16 protein-coding genes are annotated in these 20,157 nt (G+C 31.0%); 15 read left to right on the top strand and 1 reads right to left on the bottom strand.

Annotation, left to right across the window (positions count from 1 at the left end):
- The first annotated feature begins 36 nt into the window (after positions 1-36).
- The 15 genes from ACZ451_RS18565 (at position 37) to ACZ451_RS18495 (ending at position 19,497) form a co-directional block, all read left to right on the top strand.
- The gene (locus tag ACZ451_RS18565; RefSeq protein WP_464214911.1) at positions 37-2,241 is read left to right on the top strand and encodes a RelA/SpoT family protein; all 2,205 of its coding nucleotides are present in this window, start codon (positions 37-39) and stop codon (positions 2,239-2,241) included.
- A 42-nt stretch (positions 2,242-2,283) separates the two neighbouring features.
- Positions 2,284-2,739 (top strand): Fur family transcriptional regulator, encoded by a 456-nt coding sequence (locus ACZ451_RS18560; RefSeq protein ID WP_464214910.1) that lies wholly within the window; start codon positions 2,284-2,286, stop codon positions 2,737-2,739.
- A gap of 10 nt (positions 2,740-2,749) precedes the next feature.
- Complete coding sequence (locus ACZ451_RS18555) at positions 2,750-4,021, top strand: adenylosuccinate synthase (RefSeq protein WP_464214909.1); 1,272 nt, start codon at positions 2,750-2,752, stop codon at positions 4,019-4,021.
- A 128-nt stretch (positions 4,022-4,149) separates the two neighbouring features.
- Positions 4,150-6,057, top strand: coding sequence for an OstA-like protein (locus tag ACZ451_RS18550; protein ID WP_464214908.1), 1,908 nt, complete (start codon positions 4,150-4,152; stop codon positions 6,055-6,057).
- 6 nt (positions 6,058-6,063) lie between these two features.
- A complete protein-coding gene (locus tag ACZ451_RS18545) occupies positions 6,064-7,245 on the top strand; it encodes an aspartate aminotransferase family protein (protein WP_464214907.1) in 1,182 nt (393 codons plus the stop codon).
- Between the two features lie 93 nt (positions 7,246-7,338).
- On the top strand, positions 7,339-8,739 hold the full coding sequence (locus ACZ451_RS18540) for a tetratricopeptide repeat protein (RefSeq protein WP_464214906.1): 1,401 nt from the start codon (positions 7,339-7,341) through the stop codon (positions 8,737-8,739).
- 31 nt (positions 8,740-8,770) lie between these two features.
- Positions 8,771-9,688: a polyprenyl-phosphate transporter gene (locus tag ACZ451_RS18535; RefSeq protein WP_464214904.1), complete on the top strand. Its 918-nt coding sequence runs from the start codon at positions 8,771-8,773 to the stop codon at positions 9,686-9,688.
- 11 nt (positions 9,689-9,699) lie between these two features.
- Positions 9,700-10,719 (top strand): DUF368 domain-containing protein, encoded by a 1,020-nt coding sequence (locus tag ACZ451_RS18530; RefSeq protein WP_464214902.1) that lies wholly within the window; start codon positions 9,700-9,702, stop codon positions 10,717-10,719.
- Positions 10,691-11,452 (top strand): shikimate dehydrogenase family protein, encoded by a 762-nt coding sequence (locus ACZ451_RS18525; protein ID WP_464214901.1) that lies wholly within the window; start codon positions 10,691-10,693, stop codon positions 11,450-11,452. The genes ACZ451_RS18530 and ACZ451_RS18525 overlap by 29 nt, the downstream gene beginning before the upstream one ends.
- 121 nt (positions 11,453-11,573) lie before the next feature.
- On the top strand, positions 11,574-13,706 hold the full coding sequence (locus ACZ451_RS18520) for a DUF349 domain-containing protein (RefSeq protein ID WP_464214900.1): 2,133 nt from the start codon (positions 11,574-11,576) through the stop codon (positions 13,704-13,706).
- A 9-nt stretch (positions 13,707-13,715) separates the two neighbouring features.
- Positions 13,716-14,207, top strand: a complete 492-nt coding sequence (locus ACZ451_RS18515; RefSeq protein ID WP_464214899.1) for a P-loop nucleotide/nucleoside kinase family protein — start codon at positions 13,716-13,718, stop codon at positions 14,205-14,207.
- Positions 14,208-14,422: 215 nt separating this feature from the next.
- Positions 14,423-15,754 (top strand): carboxypeptidase-like regulatory domain-containing protein, encoded by a 1,332-nt coding sequence (locus ACZ451_RS18510; RefSeq protein WP_464214898.1) that lies wholly within the window; start codon positions 14,423-14,425, stop codon positions 15,752-15,754.
- Positions 15,755-15,813: 59 nt separating this feature from the next.
- Entirely contained in the window at positions 15,814-18,327 is a 2,514-nt protein-coding gene (locus ACZ451_RS18505; RefSeq protein ID WP_464214897.1) for a M14 family metallopeptidase, read from the top strand.
- A 63-nt stretch (positions 18,328-18,390) separates the two neighbouring features.
- Complete coding sequence (locus tag ACZ451_RS18500) at positions 18,391-18,951, top strand: thioredoxin family protein (protein WP_464214896.1); 561 nt, start codon at positions 18,391-18,393, stop codon at positions 18,949-18,951.
- Between the two features lie 24 nt (positions 18,952-18,975).
- Positions 18,976-19,497 (top strand): GNAT family N-acetyltransferase, encoded by a 522-nt coding sequence (locus ACZ451_RS18495; protein WP_464214895.1) that lies wholly within the window; start codon positions 18,976-18,978, stop codon positions 19,495-19,497.
- 7 nt (positions 19,498-19,504) lie between these two features.
- Here ACZ451_RS18495 and ACZ451_RS18490 read toward each other — a convergent pair whose 3' ends face one another.
- A complete protein-coding gene (locus tag ACZ451_RS18490) occupies positions 19,505-20,050 on the bottom strand; it encodes a YfiT family bacillithiol transferase (protein WP_464214894.1) in 546 nt (181 codons plus the stop codon).
- Positions 20,051-20,157: the final 107 nt, after the last annotated feature.

The raw sequence follows: 20,157 nt of genomic DNA, 5'->3' as shown, positions 1-20,157 counted from the left end.
GCTTAGTAACTAGTATTATATTATTTTTAGTTTATAATGACAGAAGCTGCAATAGAATTAGAGAATAAACAAATTGCAAAGCAATACAAAGAATTGCTGCGCATTAGTTATCAAACGCTTTCTAGTGAGGACAAAAAATTAATTCGTTCTGCTTTTGATACAGCTGTAGATGCGCATAAAACTCAGCGTAGAAAATCTGGAGAAGCTTATATTTTTCACCCTATCGCTGTAGCAAAAATTGTGGCATCAGAAATTGGTTTAGATGCTGTTTCAATTGCTTCTGCACTATTACATGATGTAGTAGAAGATACAGAGTATACCTTAGATGATATTGAGCAAATGTTTGGAGAAACTGTAGCTCGGATAGTAGATGGACTTACTAAAATTGCACACCTTAAAAAAGATACCAAAATATCGCAACAGGCCGAAAATTTTAGAAAAATGCTACTTACTTTAAATGATGATGTAAGAGTTATTATTATAAAAATTGCAGATCGGTATCATAATATGCTCACAATGGACGCTATGCCAGAGCATAAGCAAGTTAAAATTGCATCAGAAACACTGTATATATACGCACCATTAGCACATAGAATAGGCTTATATAATATAAAAACGGAACTTGAAGATCTTAGTCTTAAATATACAGAACCTGAAGTCTACAATGACATTTTTGGAAAAATAGAAGAATCAAAAGAAGAGCAAATACAGTATATAGATGACTTTTCTGCTGTTATTCGTGATGCTTTAGATAAAGAAAAATTAGATTATTATGTAAAAGGGCGTATGAAATCTATTTTTTCTATCCGTAGAAAGATGGTAAAGCAAAATGTTAATTTTGATGAGATTTATGACAAGTTTGCCATCAGAATTATTTATGAATCTAATAAGGAGAACGAAAAGTTTTTAGCTTGGAAGATATATTCGATCGTTACAGACCATTTTACACCTAATCCAGTGCGTTTGCGAGATTGGATTTCTTCTCCTAAATCTACGGGTTATGAAGCCCTACATATTACTGTAATGGGCCCAAAAGGGAGATGGGTAGAAGTGCAAATTAGAAGTGAGCGAATGCACGAAATAGCAGAAAAAGGCTATGCAGCTCATTTTAAATACAAGCATGGAGACCAAAAAGAGCAAGGTATAGAAGAATGGTTGAACAAATTACAAGAAGCATTAGAAAATACAAATACAAATGCCGTAGATTTTGTTGAAGAGTTTAAACTAAATCTTTATTCCAAAGAAATCTTTGTATTTACCCCTCAAGGAGAATTAAAATCTTTACCAAAAGGAGCTACCCCATTAGATTTTGCTTTTAATATCCATACCGAAATAGGTATGCGTACTAGAGGTGCAAAAGTTAATGGAAAATTAATGCCTTTAAATACCATACTGCAAAGTGGTGATCAGGTAGAGATTATGACTTCTAAAACCGCAAAACCCAATCAAAGTTGGCTAGATTATGCTACTACTGCAAGAGCAAGGGCTAAAATAAAATCTTCTTTAAGAGAAGAGAAAAAAGCAGTTGCTTTAGAGGGGAAAGAAATATTACGTAGAAAATTAAAAACACAGAAAATTAGTTTTAGTGAAGATACCATTAACAAAATGGTATCATTTTTTAAGCTAAAAACTAGCCTAGATTTATTTTATAGAGTAGGCATAAGTGCAATAGACAATCAAAAAATAAAAGATTTTGCTGCGTCTTACAATAACGCTTTCATAAGTTTCTTTAAAAACAGAATGCGTAAACCACAAACCCCAGAAGATATCAACAAAGAAGAAGTTACTTCTAAGTATGATATGTTGGTGTTTGGAAAAGAAGAAGAAAAATTACCTTATACCTTATCTCCATGTTGTAATCCAATTCCTGGTGATGAGGTATTTGGTTTTATAAGTGTAAGTGAAGGCTTAAAAGTACATACAAAAAATTGCCCCAATGCCATTTCTCTACAATCTAATTACGCATATAGAATTATGTTTGCAAAGTGGGTAGATTCATCTCAGCAAGAATTTACAGCAGAAATTAGTTTAACCGGAATAGATAATTTAGGCCTTATAAGTAATATTACAAATATCATTTCTGGTAATATGCATGTTAACATGAGAAACTTAAATTTTAGTACAGATGGAGGAACCTTTAGAGGTAGCATTACGGTATTAGTAAAGAACAATGAAATTCTAAAAAAACTTATTAACAATTTAAAGGGGATTAACGGAATAGACAAAGTGTCCAGAATTTAAATTTAAGCTGTACATTTGCAATTGATTGATGTAAAAGTTCTTATGAAAAACAACAAGAACCAAGATATCGTAAAAAATGTCTTTACTACCTTTTTAGAAGAAAACGGGCACCGTAAAACACCCGAGAGATACGCTATACTCCAAGAAGTTTATGATAGCGATGAACACTTTGATATAGAAAGTCTCTACATTAATATGAAGAATAAAAATTACAGAGTTAGTAGAGCAACTTTGTACAATACCATAGAACTTCTTCTTGATTGTAAATTGGTTCGGAAACACCAATTTGGTAAAAATCAAGCACAGTACGAAAAATCTTATTTTGATAGGCAACACGACCATGTGATTCTAACCGATACTGGAGAAGTAATTGAATTCTGTGATCCAAGAATACAATCTATCAAAAAAACAATAGAAGAAGTGTTTGATATTAAAATTAACAATCATTCGCTATACTTCTATGGCATAAAAAATAAAGAAGAAAATACAAACAATTAACTAATTACTAATGGCAGTAGATTTACTACTAGGATTACAATGGGGAGACGAGGGAAAAGGAAAAATCGTTGATGTACTCACTAAAAATTATGACATCATTGCTCGTTTTCAAGGCGGTCCAAATGCAGGACATACTTTAGAATTTGATGGAATAAAACATGTTTTACATACAATTCCTTCTGGTATTTTTCATAAAAATGCAATGAATATTGTAGGTAACGGAGTTGTAATAGACCCAGTTATCTTTAAAAAAGAATTAGATAATTTAAAACAGTTTAAATTAGATATAAACGCCATATTATTAATATCTAGAAAAGCACATTTAATCCTTCCTACGCATCGCTTATTAGATGCTGCATCAGAAGCCGCAAAAGGAAAAGCTAAAATTGGTTCTACACTAAAAGGGATTGGCCCCACTTATATGGATAAGACGGGTAGAAACGGAATGCGTGTTGGGGATTTAGAATTTGCAGATTGGAAAGAAAAATATAGAGTTTTAGCAGACAAGCACGAGGCTATGATTAGCTTTTATGATGTAGACATTGAATATGATTTACAGGAGTTAGAAGCAGATTTCTTTAATGCAGTTGAAACATTAAAGCAGCTTACTTTTATTGATAGCGAAGAATATTTATTTAAAGCACAGCGTGAAGGTAAAAAAATATTAGCTGAAGGAGCTCAAGGTTCTTTGTTAGATATAGATTTTGGGACTTATCCATTTGTAACTTCATCTAATACTACAGCTGCTGGTGCTTGTACTGGTTTAGGTGTTGCACCAAATAAAATTGGAGCAGTAAAAGGAATATTTAAAGCCTATACAACACGTGTTGGTAGTGGACCATTCCCAACTGAGTTATTTGATGAAGATGGAGAAACTATGGGGCGTGTAGGTAATGAATTTGGTGCTACAACTGGTAGAGCCAGAAGATGTGGCTGGCTAGATTTAGTAGCCTTAAAATATGCTGTAGAAATTAATGGTGTTACAGAATTAATGATGATGAAAGGAGATGTGCTTAGTGGTTTTAAAACGCTTAAAGTATGTACTGCTTATAAATATAAAGGAGAAGAAATAACACATTTACCTTACAACATAGAACCGGAAAATGTTACTCCTATATATACGGAAATGGAAGGTTGGGCGCAAGACTTAACTAAAATGACTTCTGCAGACCAATTACCTAAAACCTTAAATTATTACATTGCTTTTCTAGAAAAAGAATTGGAAGTGCCCATAAAAATTGTTTCAGTAGGTCCAGATAGGACGCAAACAATATATAGATAATAAAAAAGCCACTTTTAAGTGGCTTTTTTTGTATCCATTATTAGCTACTTTTATAGCAATTACTAAATTTATCCCAATCATATAGGCGCTTCTACAAAAAATCATATTTTTGACTAAAATTTATATTCTTGAATAATCATTTATTTTTCATATTGTTATTGATTTGTTGCTTCACTGGTTTTGCTCAAGAAAAAACAACTCAGGAAGAAAAGACTGAAAACAAAAAAATTAATATTATCTACGGTGGTAACTTCACCAAAGATGAAGCAAAATTTCCTGGTGCTTCTATCTTTTCTCAAGATGATAGACAAGTAGAGTTTGAGCATGAAGGGGCAACGGTATGGTGCGATTATGCTATTTTTTATCAGAAAGAAAACATATTAAAAGCTATAGGAAATATCCGTTTGCAACAGGGTGATTCTGTGCAAATGACAAGCGGAAGAGTAAATTATGATGGTAATATCAAACTAGCAAAGGCATGGGACAGTGTTGTATTAGAAAATACAGATATGACACTTAAAACTGATACACTTCGTTTTAATAGAGAAAAACAAGAAGCTTTCTATAAAGATTTTGGTACCATTGTAGATTCTGCAAATACGCTTACTAGCCAAGTCGGTAGGTATTTTATGGAACAAAAAAGGTATCAATTTTTAGATAATGTTCATATAGATAATAAAGAATACATTGTAGATTCTGAACAATTAGATTATTATACCAGTTCTAAAAATGCATATATGTATGGCCCGTCTACCATTACAGGAGAGGAGTACAAAATGTATTGCGAACGTGGGTTTTATGATACGAAAATTGAACGAGGTTATGGTATAAAGAATACTAGAATAGATTATAATGACCGTATTATTGTTGGCGATAGTGTTTTTTTTGATAAAGCAAGAGAATTTGCATCCGCTACAAACAATATTGTGGTAACAGATACCATTAATGATGGAGTAATAAAAGCGCACTACGCTGAAATATTTAAAGCTAAAGATTCCCTTTTTGCAACCAAAAGAGCAGTTTCTATTAGCCTTGTAGAACAAGATTCTTTGTATATGCATGGCGATACGTTAATGATTACTGGTCCAGCAGACAATAGAATTTTAAGAGCTTTCCGAAATGCAAAATTTTACAAAACAGATATTAGTGGCAAGGCAGATTCAATACATGCTAATGAAGTAAATGGACTCACAAAACTTATTGGTCGTAAAATACCTGAGGCTACTAAAGAGAAGGATTATCCCTATTATTATCCTGTTCTTTGGAATGGAGACAACCAAATGACAGGAGATAGTATTTATTTGCTTTCTGATGTTAAAACAGAAAAATTAGACTCTTTAAAAGTTATTAATAATGCATTTGTAGTTTCGTTAGATAGTATTAGTAAAGTAGGGTATAACCAAGCAAAAGGAAGAAATTTGTATGGTAAATTTGAGGAGAACGCTTTAAAAATAATTGATTTAATAAAAAATACAGAAGTTATTTATTATAATTATAATGATAATGACGAGCTGGTTGGGATTAATAAAACCATTTGTAGCAAAATAAGGATTACAATGGAAAATAATGATATTGATGAGCTTACTTTTTTTACTTCTCCAAGTGGTAATATCTTCCCTGAAATAAATTTACCAGAAGAAGAGAGAATATTAAAGGGTATGGTTTGGCGTGGTGATGAACAAATATTATCTAAAGATGATATTTTTGATGATGATGATAATCATATTGTACTTCCAATCATTAGAGGTATTAATAACCCTATAGATATTGATGCAGAAGAGGCAGAGCGGAGTAAAAATTTATCAGATCCTATAAATAGTAGGCCTAAAAAGAAGAAAGAAAAGAAAAAACCTACTAAACAGAAAGCTTTAAAACCTGCTGAGGCGAGTGTTGAAGCAAAAGATAAGCAAGAAGAAAAAGCAATTCAATCCCTAAAAAAAGCTACGGATACGATAAAGAATACCAAAGTAAGCTTACAGCCATTAGCTCCTACAGATACTAAAAAAGAAGAAACAGAAGTTAAAAAGTCGAATTGATTTTTTATGAAAGATGATTTCTACACTTATCAAGCGCAAACAACTCCTAAACCTCTGGCATTACAAGTTTCGCATGCCAAGGGCAGTTATATTTATGATACCGATGGGAATGCGCATTTAGATTTTGTAGCTGGTGTTTCTGCTTGCCCTTTAGGGCATTGTAATCCTAAAATTGTAAATGCTATCAAAAGCCAAACAGAAAAATATGCTCATGTTATGGTGTATGGGGAATATATTCAAGAACCAGCGGTAGCATATACTAAGCTTTTGGCATCACTATTACCTTCAACTTTAGAAACCACTTACTTAGTAAATTCTGGTACAGAAGCCATAGAAGGGGCTTTAAAACTAGCTAGAAGATATACAAAGCGTACAGAAATAATTTCTGCTCATCACGCATATCATGGGAATACCATGGGGAGTTTAAGTATTATGGGGTATGAAGCCCGGAAAGGCGCTTTTAGACCTTTAATACCAGATGTTGCATTTATTCATTTTAATGCAGAAATTGAACTAAAACGAATTACAAAAAAAACGGCAGCAGTAATTTTAGAAACAATTCAGGGTGGAGCTGGTTTTATAATGCCCCAAAAAGAGTATTTAGAGAAAGTTAGGGAACGTTGTACAGCAGTAGGAGCATTACTTATTTTAGATGAGATACAACCAGGCTTTGGAAGAACAGGAAAATTATTTGCTTTTGAACATTATAATTGTATTCCAGATATTTTAGTTATCGGAAAAGGAATGGCTGGAGGGCTACCAGTAGGAGCATTTACAAGTTCTCAAAAAATAATGCAAAGCCTACAAGATAACCCTACACTAGGGCACATTACAACTTTTGGGGGAAACCCTATCATTGCCGCAGCCAGTTTAGCAACATTAAAAGAAATTACAGAGACAGCTATTATTGCTAAAACACTTGAAAAAGAGCAACTTTTTAGAACTTTATTACAGCATAAAAGCATTAAAGAAATTAGGGGTAAAGGATTAATGCTTGCCTTAATAATGAAAGACGAAGCATTAGCCAACCATCTTGTCTTAACCGCAGCAAAAAAACATTTAATTCTTTTTTGGTTATTATTTGAGAAAAAAGCAGTTCGTATTTCTCCTCCTTTAACCATCACAAACAATGAAATTAGAGAAGGTTGTGCACTAATTTTAGAAATTTTAAGACAATACAGATACTAATTTGTTAACTAATTTGTTAATAATATAGGGAGATACACTAGAATAGCGTAAGTTTAATAAGCTTATATTTAGTGTATTCAAAACAAAAGGCCTATGGCATTTAATGCAGAAGAGAGACCTAACCAACCGATAGCAAAATTTGAATCGATGTTAAAGACAGACGATGTCTACTTCTTTGACGCAGAAGATTTCGAATATATAATACATCACTATTTAAATAATGGTAAGATTTCCTTAGCTAAAAAGGCTATAAAAATTGGACAACAGCAACATCCAGAAACTACTGAACTTAAGTTGTTGCATATTGAAGTTCTTGTCTTTGAGAATAAACTGGACGATGCTGAAATTATGTTAGATGCTTTACAAGCTTTAGATATAAATAATGAAGAAATTTATATACAGCGTGCCAATATTTATTCTAAAAAAGATGATCATATTTCTGCAGTTAGACTTTTAGAAAAAGCATTAAAACTATCAAATGATGGTACAGATATTTATTCACTATTAGGAATGGAATATCTTTTTATGGATGATTTTGAAATGGCTAAAAAGAATTTTAAGAAATGTGTAGAATTCGACGCCCATGATTATTCATCTTTATATAATGTTATTTATTGTTATGAATTTTTAGAAGAATTTGAAGGTGCTATTCATTACCTTAACGATTATTTGGAAACAAATCCGTACTGCGAGGTAGCCTGGCATCAGCTTGGGAAACAATATTTTTCTAAAAAAATGTATCCAGAAGCATTAAGCGCATTTGATTTCGCCATAATTTCAGACGATTCATTTATAGGGGCTTACTTTGAAAAAGGAAAAGTTCTTGAGAAAATGGGCAAGTATAATGAGGCTATAGAAAATTATGAAACTACCATAAGTATAGAAGATCCTACATCACATGCATACCTAAGAATAGGAAAATGTCATGAAAAATTAGGAAACATGGATACTGCTAAATATTATTATTATAATACAGTTCATGAAGACCCTCTATTGGATAAAGGTTGGTTAGCTATAACAGATTTTTATTACAGACAGGGCAATTATGAAAAAGCAATTCATTACATAGATAAAGCTACAAATATAGATGGGGAGAATCCTTTGTATTGGAAAAAATGTGGGAAAATAAATGCTGCATTAAAAAAGTTTGATGAAGCTGATTTTGCATTTAAACAAGCTGTAGAATTTGGTAATTATGAGCTAGATACCTGGTTATTATGGTCTAGTGTGGTATTAGAAAATAAAGATTATGAAGCTGCTATTCAAATTTTAGTGCAGAGTAAAGAGTTTTACCCTGAGGTAGCAGAAATAAAATTTACTCTTGCAGGCTTATACCATCAGGTCAATAAAGTAAGAAAAGCAAGAATATCATTAGCAGAAGCTATTATTTTAAACCCAGATGGACTTAATGATCTTCAAAGAAAGTACCCTTCATTTTGTAATACAGAATGGATGCAAAACATATTAGCAGAATATAAAAAAACATCCAAATAAAAACCCCTATTTTTGTGTCTTTACTTAAGATATGCAAAATAGAAACTTTTTACAGTATTTCTTTATCACCTTAAAAGGTATGGCTATGGGAGCCGCTGATGTAGTTCCTGGTGTTTCTGGAGGTACTATAGCTTTTATATCTGGTATTTATGAAGAACTTATAGATGCTATAAACAACATTAATTTAGGACTCATTAAAGTACTCCAAAAAGATGGTTTTAAAGCTTGTTGGAATAAACTAAATGGAAATTTTCTTTTTGCTTTATTCTTAGGAATATTTATTAGTCTTTTTTCTCTTGCCAAAGGAATAAGTTGGTTATTAGAAAATCAGCCTATTTTAGTATGGTCTTTCTTTTTTGGCTTGGTATTAGCAAGTATTTTCTTTGTAGGAAAATCAATAGAAAAATGGAATATAACAGCAATTATTTTATTAATCATAGGAGCAGTAATTGCCTATTATATTACCACACTACCAACAGCCGATAATACAGAAAGTTTACCTTTTTTATTTCTTTCAGGAGCTTTAGCAGTATGTGCTATGATTTTACCTGGAATATCGGGTGCTTTTATTCTAGTATTATTAGGATCCTATAAAACCATCTTAGAAGCAGCTCATGAAAGAGATATTAAAGTTGTTGCTACAGTAGCTATTGGGGCTGTTTTTGGTTTATTAAGTTTTGCAAGAATCTTAAAGTGGATGTTTAAAAATTATAAAAATTTAACACTAGCCATACTTACAGGCTTTATTTTAGGATCTTTAAATAAGATATGGCCCTGGAAAAAAGTTTTAGAAGTAAAAACTTTTGGAGAAAAAATAATTCCTATTAAAGAACAAAGTATTTCACCATTTGCCTATGAAGGTGATAATCAATTAATATATGCACTTATCCTAGCTTTAATTGGTTTTTCTCTTATTTTTATATTAGAAAAAGTAGCCTCAAAAAAGTAAGAGACATTTGCATGTATCCACCAAGAACATTTCTAGATAAATTCTGGTTAGTCATCAAAGGCTTATGTATGGGTGCGGCCAATAAAGTTCCAGGGGTTTCTGGAGGTATAGTAGCTTTTGTTGGCGGTTTTTACGAAGAATTTATTCATTCATTACAAAAAATAAATGGCAAAGCTTTTAAACTTTTACTTAAAGGGAAGTTTAAAAGCTTTTACAGCTATGTAAACGGTCAGTTTTTATCGCTTCTCATTTTTGGAATGTTGGTAAGCTATTTTAGTATCTCAAAATTATTGGATTACTTTTTAGAAAAAAACGAACTTCTTGTCTGGTCTTCTTTCTTCGGAATGATTTTGGGTTCTATTTATTATATCGCTAAAGATTTTAAGCAGTGGAATAAAAAAACGATACCTGCAGGCATTATAGGCCTTCTTATTGGTATTGGGATTAGTTTTCTAAATCCCGCAACAGAAAACGATAATTTGCTATTTATTTTTTTCTGTGGAATGATAAGCGTTTCTGGAATGACATTACCAGGGCTTTCAGGATCTTTTATATTAATTTTAATTGGCAATTATGTTCTGTTGTTAGTAGATTCTGTTAATGCATTATACGATACTTTCTCGGAGATTTTCAAAGGAGATTTTAGTTTTGTTAAAAACTCAGAACGCTTAAAAACCCTTACTATTTTAGGAGTATTTACAGCGGGCTCAACATTTGGATTGGTTACATTATCACATTTGCTTAATTATCTGTTAAAACATTTTAAGCATATTACAACAGCAATCATTATTGGTTTTATTACAGGTTCATTAGGAGTAGTATGGCCCTGGAAAGAAGAAGTGTATAAAACAGCCGTAAATAGCAAATTAATTTTAGATTCCAATGGAAATAAAATTATAATGAATTATAAGAGATATTTTCCAGATATTACAGCAGCAGAGACATGGTGGGCCATTGTCTGTATTATTTTTGGGGTTTTTATTTTGTTAGGATTAGATTGGTATGGAAAAAATAGAAAAACAACAGCATAGATTTGGATTGATAGGGAGAGATATATCCTATTCTTTTTCTAAAGGATATTTTACTAAAAAGTTTGAAGTTCTAAACTTAGAAAACTATTCTTATGAAAATTTCGACTTTCAAAATATAAATGAATTAGAGCTTGTTTTAAAAAACACGACTACTATAAAAGGTTTTAATGTAACCATACCTTACAAACAACAGGTAATTCCATACTTAACAGAAATAGATGAAGTTGCTGAAAAAATAGGAGCGGTAAATACGATAGCATTTACTAAAAAAGGACTTAAAGGCTACAATACTGATTATTATGGTTTTCAAAAATCAATTGAAGATTCCTTAAAAAAGCATCATACCAAAGCATTGATTTTAGGAACTGGAGGAGCATCAAAAGCAATTACTTACGTTTTTGAAAAACTCGGAATAGAAGCAACTTTAGTCTCTAGGTCTCCTAAAAATAAACAATATAGTTATGGACAACTTGATAAAGAAATTCTGAAAAACTATACTGTTATTGTTAATTGTACTCCACTAGGTACCTACCCAAATATTGATGATAAACCAACTATTCCTTATGAGTATATTACACCACAACATTTGTTATTCGATTTAATATATAATCCCAATAAAACAGCTTTTTTAAAAGAAGGAGAAGCTAAAGGAGCAATAATTTTAAATGGCTCTAAAATGCTAGAATTACAAGCAGAAAAAGCATGGGAAATATGGAATACTACTAAAGATTAAGGTATATTTTATAATTTACAAAGGGTATAAACTACAAAGCTTTTTTAATAAACTTTTTGGTATTCAACAGGTTGTTACTATCTTACAGTCTAATTGTGGCATACAGCTAAATACGTACAATATGTTGGACGATAAAGACGAGAAACTACATGGAAATGTAGGTAGTGAAGAAAAAGTAGATAATACAAATAATTCAGATAATTCTGAGCCAAATAATCCAGCGGAAAAACCTGAAGAAATAGTTAGGCCTAAAGAAGAAACTATTGCAGAAGAAAAAGAAACTGTTGTAGAAGAGATTGTTAAAGAAGATACTGTTGTAGAGAAAACTGTTGCTACAGAAATTTCTGATGCTGTAGATACAGTTGCTGTTCCCCTTACCACTGATAAAGATGAAATTTTGGAAGAGATTGAAGAATCTAACGCAGAAGATGCGGAAGATTCTGATAATATTCAAAGACATGTTATACCAATTTTAGATTACCATAGCATGACTATGGAAAATTTGGTTGGTGAGTTACAACGTTTGGTGAAAAATGAAAAAATTCAAGCTATAAAAAAACATGTTGATGGCATAAAATATGAGTTTGATTTAAAATTCCAAGAATTTTTAGAACATAAAAAAGAAGAATTTATAAGTAATGGAGGTGTTGAAATAGATTTTCAATATAATTCCGTTACAAAAAGACAGTTTAATGAAGTATACGGTGAATACCGTGAAAGAAGGAATGAGTATTATAAAAATTTAGAAAAAAATTTAAAAGATAACCTTTCCAAACGCTTAGAAATTATTGAGCGTTTAAAAGGCCTTGTAAATGTAGAAGAAGATATTAATACTACTTACAAAAACTTTAAAGAATTACAAGAAAGTTGGCGAACCGCTGGGCCTATCCCAAGGAATAATTATAATGATGTATGGAAAACATACCATCATCATATTGAAATATTTTATGATTTTTTACATTTAAACAGAGAACTAAGAGACTTAGACTTTAAACGAAATCTAGAAGAGAAAACAAAAATTGCAGAACGCGCTGAAGCATTAGGTACCGTTGAAGATTTAAGTAAAGCTTTCCAAGAGCTACAAACATTACACAAAATTTGGAAAGAAGATATTGGTCCTGTAGGAAAAGAACATAGAGAACCCATATGGGAACGCTTTAGTGCAGCTACTAAAGTGTTACACAACAGAAGACAAGAGTATTATAAGAATTTAGAAAAAGTATTTGAACAGAATCTTATAATTAAAAACGAAATCATTGCTGCTATACATAGTATAAGTGAGAAAGTTGCTGTTAATCATAAAGACTTACAGCAACAAATAAAGGAAATAGAAAAATTAAGGAACGATTTCTTTGAGGCAGGTAAAGTTCCCCAAAAAGTAAACGAAAAAACGTGGTCTACTTTTAAAGAAGCTGTAAGAGTATTTAATAGAAAGAAAAATAGTTTTTATAAAGATCAGAAAAAAGAACAACAAGAAAATTTAGATAAAAAAAGAACTTTATTAGCTTTAGCGATATCTTTAAAAGATAGTGAGGATACTAATATGGCTACTCCAGAGATGAAACGCATTCAGAACGAATGGAAAAAAATAGGTCATGTACCTCGTAAATTCTCTGATAAAATATGGAAGGAATTCAAGGAAGCTTGCAATCATTATTTTAATAGACTACATGCTACTAAGAACGAAGCGCAAAAAGAAGAACTGGAGAATTTTAATTTAAAAAATGAATGTTTAGAACGATTACGTGCTTTGGAGCTAACGGGGACCCGAGAGGCAGATCTTAAGGCTATCAAAGCTTTTATTGCAGAATGGAAAACATATGGTAGAGTACCATTTAATAAAAAGAATATTAATGTTAAGTTTAATAAAATATTAGATGCTTTATTTAGAAAACTTGACATTGATAAACAAGAATCAGAACTACTTAAGTATGGTAATAAAATTCAACAACTATCAAGTAGCGAAGATAATGAAAGAGCTATACAGAACGAGCGTACTTTTATACGTAGAAAAATAGAAGAGAGTAAAGATGAGATTAGGCAGTTGGAAAATAATTTACAATTTTTCTCTAACGCATCAGAAAGTAATCCTTTGGTTAAGGATGTAATTAAAAAAATTGACGGTCATAAAGAAGCTTTAGAAACATGGAAAGCCAAGCTAAAAAAGCTTAATATTTTAAAAAATACCTTAAATAAAGAAGCGGAAGAGTTGGAAAAACAAGAGGATAGTTCTGAAGCTTCAGAAGAGGAATGATGTAAAACTATGATTCATTTAATTGTTGGTAATACTGGCGCTGGGAAAACTACATATTCCAATAAATTAAAACAGGAAACTAATGGTGTGGTTTTTTCTATAGATAATTGGAATAAAACATTGTTTTTGCAAGATAAAAAAGATTCTGACGGTTTAGATTGGTTTTTAGAGCGTATTGAAAGAGCTGAAAATTTAATGCAAACACTCATTTTACAATTAAATGAATCTAAAACAGCCGTTATTTTAGATTTAGGATTTTCTAAAATTGCACACAGGGAAAAGTTTAGACAATTTGCTAAAAAACACCAATTAAAAATCCAATTACATTTTTTAGATATAGCCAAAGAAATTAGAAGAAAAAGAATATTACAGCGCAATAAGGAAAAGGGAGATACTTTTGAATTTCTTGTGACTCATCAAGATTTTGAATTTATGGAAAATTGGTTCGAAAGACCTACTGCAGAAGAATTAAAAAATGCAGTGATAAGTTCTTTACAATAATCTAAATTTTTCTGTTTTAAAGATAAATGGCAAAAAGTATTTCTTTTCTAGAATAATAATAATAATAATTTTGATAGTAAAATTTCTTAAAATAGAGCAATTTATTATAGTGTAAAGTATTGATTTTTAAATAAGTATAAAATATAAATTTTAACACAAAAAGATTGAAGAAATGATTATTTTAGTGTGCTTAATTGTCTATAAAAAATAAAATCATGATACAAAATACTTTAAAAACAATAAAAATACAATCAAAAATAGTGCTTTTAGTACTATTATTGGTTGGAACTGTAACGGTAAGCTATGCATCCGTTAATTTTCAAGAACAAACATCTTTTGAGGAATATAAGGGTAAAGTAACTGATGCAGACACTAAAAAACCATTAGTTTCTGCAACACTTTCTATTGAAGGTACTAACATTAGCACCATCACTAATTCAGAAGGAGAATTTGCTTTAAAAGTACCTACTACTATAGAAAACGCTAAGTTAAAAGTATCTTTTTTAGGTCATAAAAGTAAAATACTGATTTTAGCAAATCTCGAAAAAAATAATTTAAAAATAAAACTTGAAGCATCTGTAACCCAATTAGAGGAAGTTGCTGTACAAGCCCCTAAAAGCGCGTTAAAGTTAGTAAAAGAAACATTTGAAAATAAAGGGAAAAATTATTTTGAAGATCCTACCCTAATGACCGCTTTCTACAGGGAAACCATTAAAAAAAGAAGAAAAAATGTTTCTTTATCAGAAGCGGTTGTAAATATTTACAAAACGCCATATTCATCTGATAAAAAAGACATTATTGAATTGTACAAAGCAAGAAAAAGTACGGACTACAGTAAATTAGACACCTTAGCTCTTAAGTTGCAAGGAGGACCTTTTAATGCACTATTTGTGGATATTATGAAATATCCTGAATATATCTTTACAGATAAAAGTATCGATTGGTATGATTATTCTTTTGAAAAATCTATTCGTATTAACGATCGTGTTATTTATGTAATTAATTTTGAACAAAAAAATTCTTTAGTAGATCAATTGTATAAAGGACAATTATTTATAGATGCCGAAAATAAAATCTTAACTAGTGCTACATATTCTTTAAATATTACAGATAAAGATGCTGCTGCTAGACTTTTTGTAAAGAAAAAACCGGCCAAGGCTAAAGTATATCCAACTGAAGTAGAGTATAAAGTTGATTATAGAGAGAAGGACAATAAGTGGTATTATGGCTATAGTAATGCAGAATTACAATTTAAAGTGAATTGGGATGATAAGCTTTTTAACTCTGTTTATACTATGAATTGTGAAATGGCTATCACAGATTGGGAAAAAAACTTAAGCAAATCAAATATAAAAAACAAGTTTAGGTTAAAACAAAATATTATTTTGGTAGATCAGGCTATTGGTTTTTCTGATCCAGATTTCTGGGGTGAGTATAATATTATAGAACCAGAAAAATCTATAGAATCTGCAATTAAAAAAATAAAACGTCAGCTCAAAAAAGCAAAAAATAAAGGAACGGCATCAGTTCCTAAACCTAGACCATAAATTAAAAAAAATAAAAGAGCACTGTTTTTAAAATGGTGCTTTTTTTATTCCTTATCTCCATGAAAAATTTAGTATACTGCCTTTTACTTTTTTCTTATTTTACTAATGCTCAAGATAATATTACACTAGCATATTATTTACCTCAAGATATAACTTACGATCCTAAAATTCCAAAACCAGCAGATATATTAGGACATGAAATAGGAGAGTGGCATGTAACTCATGATAAGCTGGTATATTACTTTAAGGCTTTAGCTGCAGCTAGTGATCGGATTACTATAGAAGATAGAGGTAAAACTTATGAAGGAAGACCTTTAGTATTACTCACAGTAACTTCTCCAAAAAACCATAAGAATATAGCAGAAATTCAAAAAGATCATCTGCTATTAACCGATCATAAAAGTAATGCAAATATAGAAAACCTGCCTATTGTAGTGTACCAAGGTTTTTCTGTTCATGGCAATGAGCCTAGTGGCGCTAATGCTAGTTTAGCGTATGCCTATTATTTAGCTGCTGCTCAAGGCGCGGACATAAACAATTTATTAGATCGTATGGTAATTCTTTTAGATCCGTCTTTAAATCCAGACGGTTTACAACGTTTTGCTTATTGGGCTAATACAAATAAAAGCGATAATTTAAACTCGGATAAGAACGATCGGGAGTTCACCGAAGTATGGCCAGGAGGTAGAACCAATCATTATTGGTTTGACCTTAATAGAGATTGGTTACCTGTACAATTACCAGCGAGTAGAGCACGTATAAAAAGTTTTAATAAATGGATGCCAAATATCGTTACCGATCACCATGAAATGGGCACTAATGCTACCTTCTTTTTTCAGCCTGGTGAACCAGATAGGGTACATCCATTAACACCAAAAGCAAACCAAGACTTAACCAAAGAAATGGCAACTTACCATGCAAAGGCATTAGATAAGATTGGATCTTTATATTACTCCGAAGAAAATTTTGATGATTATTACTATGGAAAGGGTTCTACATTCCCCGATGTTAATGGGAGTATAGGTATTTTATTTGAACAAGCTAGTTCTAGAGGACATGCACAAGAATCTGATAATGGTGTGTTAACTTTTCCTTTTACGATTAGAAATCAATTTACCACCGCGCTATCTACTATAACTGCTGCTAAAAACATGAGAAAAAAAATTCTTAGGTATCAGCAAGAATTTTATAAGGATGTGGCCTTAGAAGCTTCTAAAAGCAAAACAAAAGCTATTATTTTTGGTGATCATAAAGATGCAGCTAAAACATGGCATTTAGCAGAGATTCTGGAACGACACCAAATTACATTTCACGAATTAAATAAAGATATTGTTCTAAATGGTAAATCTTTTAAAAAAGGGAATAGTTATGTAGTACCCATGAACCAGAAAAAGAATAGGCTTATTAAGGCTATGTTTGAAAAAAGGACAGCATTTAAAGACAGTTTGTTTTATGATATTTCTGCATGGACTTTCCCTTTGGCTTTTGGATTAGATTATGCTGAAGTGAATTCTTTAACCAATGTAGGTGACCAGATAACTAATCTAAAAAAACGTGAGGGTGAAGTAAATCAACAAAGTAGTTATGCTTATCTTTTTGAGTGGCATGAGTATTACAGCCCTAAAGCGCTTAATATGCTACTTAATAAGGGTATTAAAGCTAAAGTAGCAATGTCTCCTTTTACTGTAGAAGGTAATACATATGATTATGGGAGTATTTTAATTCCTGTTCAGTCTCAAGATTTAGATGCAACAACTCTATTTAAGGAATTAAATCTAATAGCGAAACAAAGCCATCTTGTTATAAATGCAGTAGGGACTAGTGCAACCAGAGGGATAGATTTAGGTAGCAATGATTTTAAAACACTAAAACAACAAAAAGTAGCCATCTTAGTAGGGCAGGGAATTACCTCTTATGATGCTGGTGAAATGTGGCATTTGTTTGATCAGCGTTATGATATGAATCTTACCAAAATTGATTTAAGTTATTTTAATACCGCAAATCTTGAAGATTATACATGCATCATACTTCCAAATTCTAGAAATGCTTTAGATCATAAAGCTACAGCAAAATTAAAAACGTGGGTTAAAAATGGAGGTACCTTAATAGGGTACCGAAATGCAGCGAATTGGTTTGATAAAAATAATTTTATGAAACTAAAATTTAAAAAAGACACGCTAATTGCAAAAAACATTTCTTTTGAACAAAAAAGAGATTTTAGAGGAGCGCAAGTAACTGGTGGTGCTATTTTTGAAGCAAAATTAGATCGTTCACATCCAATAAATTTTGGCTATAAAAATGATAAAATTGCACTATTTAGAAATACAAACAATTATATTGCACCAGATAAAAATAGTTATAACAATCCTATTACTTACACAGCAAATCCGTTATTAAGTGGTTATGTTTCAGAAGAAAACTTAAATCTTCTTAAAAATAGTGTGCCTTTTAAAATACAAAATAGTGGAAAAGGAAAAGTGATACTGTTTACCGATAATACAAACTTTAGAGCATTTTGGTATGGTACTAATAAGTTACTCATGAATGCAATATTCTTTAATAAGATGATGTGATTGTATACTTTTCATTTATTTTTGAATGTACAATTATATGATAAAATTTAAAAAATAAATAGTATGGCTAGAACTCCTAGTAATATGTTAGCACTCGGAACAGTAGCTCCAGATTTTAATTTATTAAATGTTGTAACAGATACCAATACCTCTTTGGAGGAATTAAAAGGAGAAAAAGGAACTCTTGTGGTATTTATATGCAATCACTGTCCGTTTGTTATTCATATAAATCCTATGCTCGCAAAATTAGGTATGGAATATCAAAAAAAAGGAATTGCATTTATTGCTATTTCAAGTAATGATGTAAAAAACTATCCGCAAGACGCTCCGCATTTAATGAAAGAACTAGCAGCAAAAGAAAAGTACACTTTTCCGTATTTATACGATGAAACGCAAGAAGTAGCGAAAGCCTATGATGCTGCTTGTACTCCAGATTTTTATTTGTTTAATTCTGATTTAAAATTGGCATATAGAGGCCAATTAGACGATTCTAGACCAGGAAATGGAATTGCACTCACTGGAACTGATCTAAAAAATGCCATGGATGCACTTCTTAACAATACAGAAATAAGTATAGATCAAAAACCGAGTATTGGTTGTAATATAAAATGGGTAATGGATTGATGTTTTTTTGTTTTGTAAAAATAAATGCAAGTACAGATTAAATTAATTACGCCATTACTTTATCAAACCTACATAGATGTTGGTCTTAAATCCTATCTTCAACATTACCTTCATTTATGGGAAGATAAAGATGCCTCTCCATATATAAATAGTAGTTTTACAAAAGAAACACTTCTTAAGGAAGCGGAAGATTTTAATACTGCATTGTATATCATTTACGCAAATAAAATCCCTGTAGGGATTTTAAAAATTAGTAAAGACAAACCGTTTGCATCCTATGAAAAAAAAGATGCATTGTTAATAGACAAAATTTATATTCTAAAGGAATACTCTGGAAAAGGTATCGGAAAAAAAGTATTAGATAGTATACTAGAACTTGCACAACAGCTTAAGAAAAAAATAATTTGGTTAGATACTATGAAAAATGGTCCAGCATTAGCATTTTACATAAAAAATGGCTTTCAAATTCATAGTGAAATAGAGTTATCATATAAAACAATCCCTAAAAGCAAAAGAGCCATGTATAATATGATGAAACTCTTATAATGGTTAGTTATATCCAACCTTCAGCAATAGCAATGCCTTTTAAATGTGCATAATGATGATTACCATGCCAAGCATATTTTCCAATATTTTCTGCAACAGTAATTTTAACATTGCCCTCTGGATGAATGTAAAATTTCTCTAAATCTGAAGCAGAAAGCCCTTTTAATAAATACACAAGTTTACTATGTAATGCCTTTAAATAATCTAAAGATAGCTGTATTGGAGCTGTTTTGGCATCAAAAAGTGAACTCCATTTTTTTTCTTCGTATGCTTTAATTATGGGGTTTTGCTCCGTTAAAGCCCATTTAAAACGGGTGTAGCTATGATGATGACTATCTGCTATATGATGTATTAATTGGCGTACCGTCCAGCCGTTAGGCCTATATGGTGTTTCTAAATTTTTAGCAGACAAATGTTTAACAATAGTTTCAATTTTTTCAGGTAAAGTTTCCAAATCAGCAATCCATAGTTTAATATGGCCTTTTGTAATTAAATCTGGGCAGTTAAATTTTCCTATTGGATATTGAAGTTTCTCTAGTGCTGTTTTTTCCATTTTTAAAAATAAGAAACTTTAACAATCTTTTCAAGGCTAAGATTCGTTTTTGTCAATGTATCAAAAAACAAACTTTAATACTTTTTTAACCTCAAATTTCTGCTTTA

Source organism: Allocellulophaga tsushimaensis, assembly GCF_055383085.1.
This window is presented reverse-complemented; position numbering and strand designations above follow the sequence as displayed.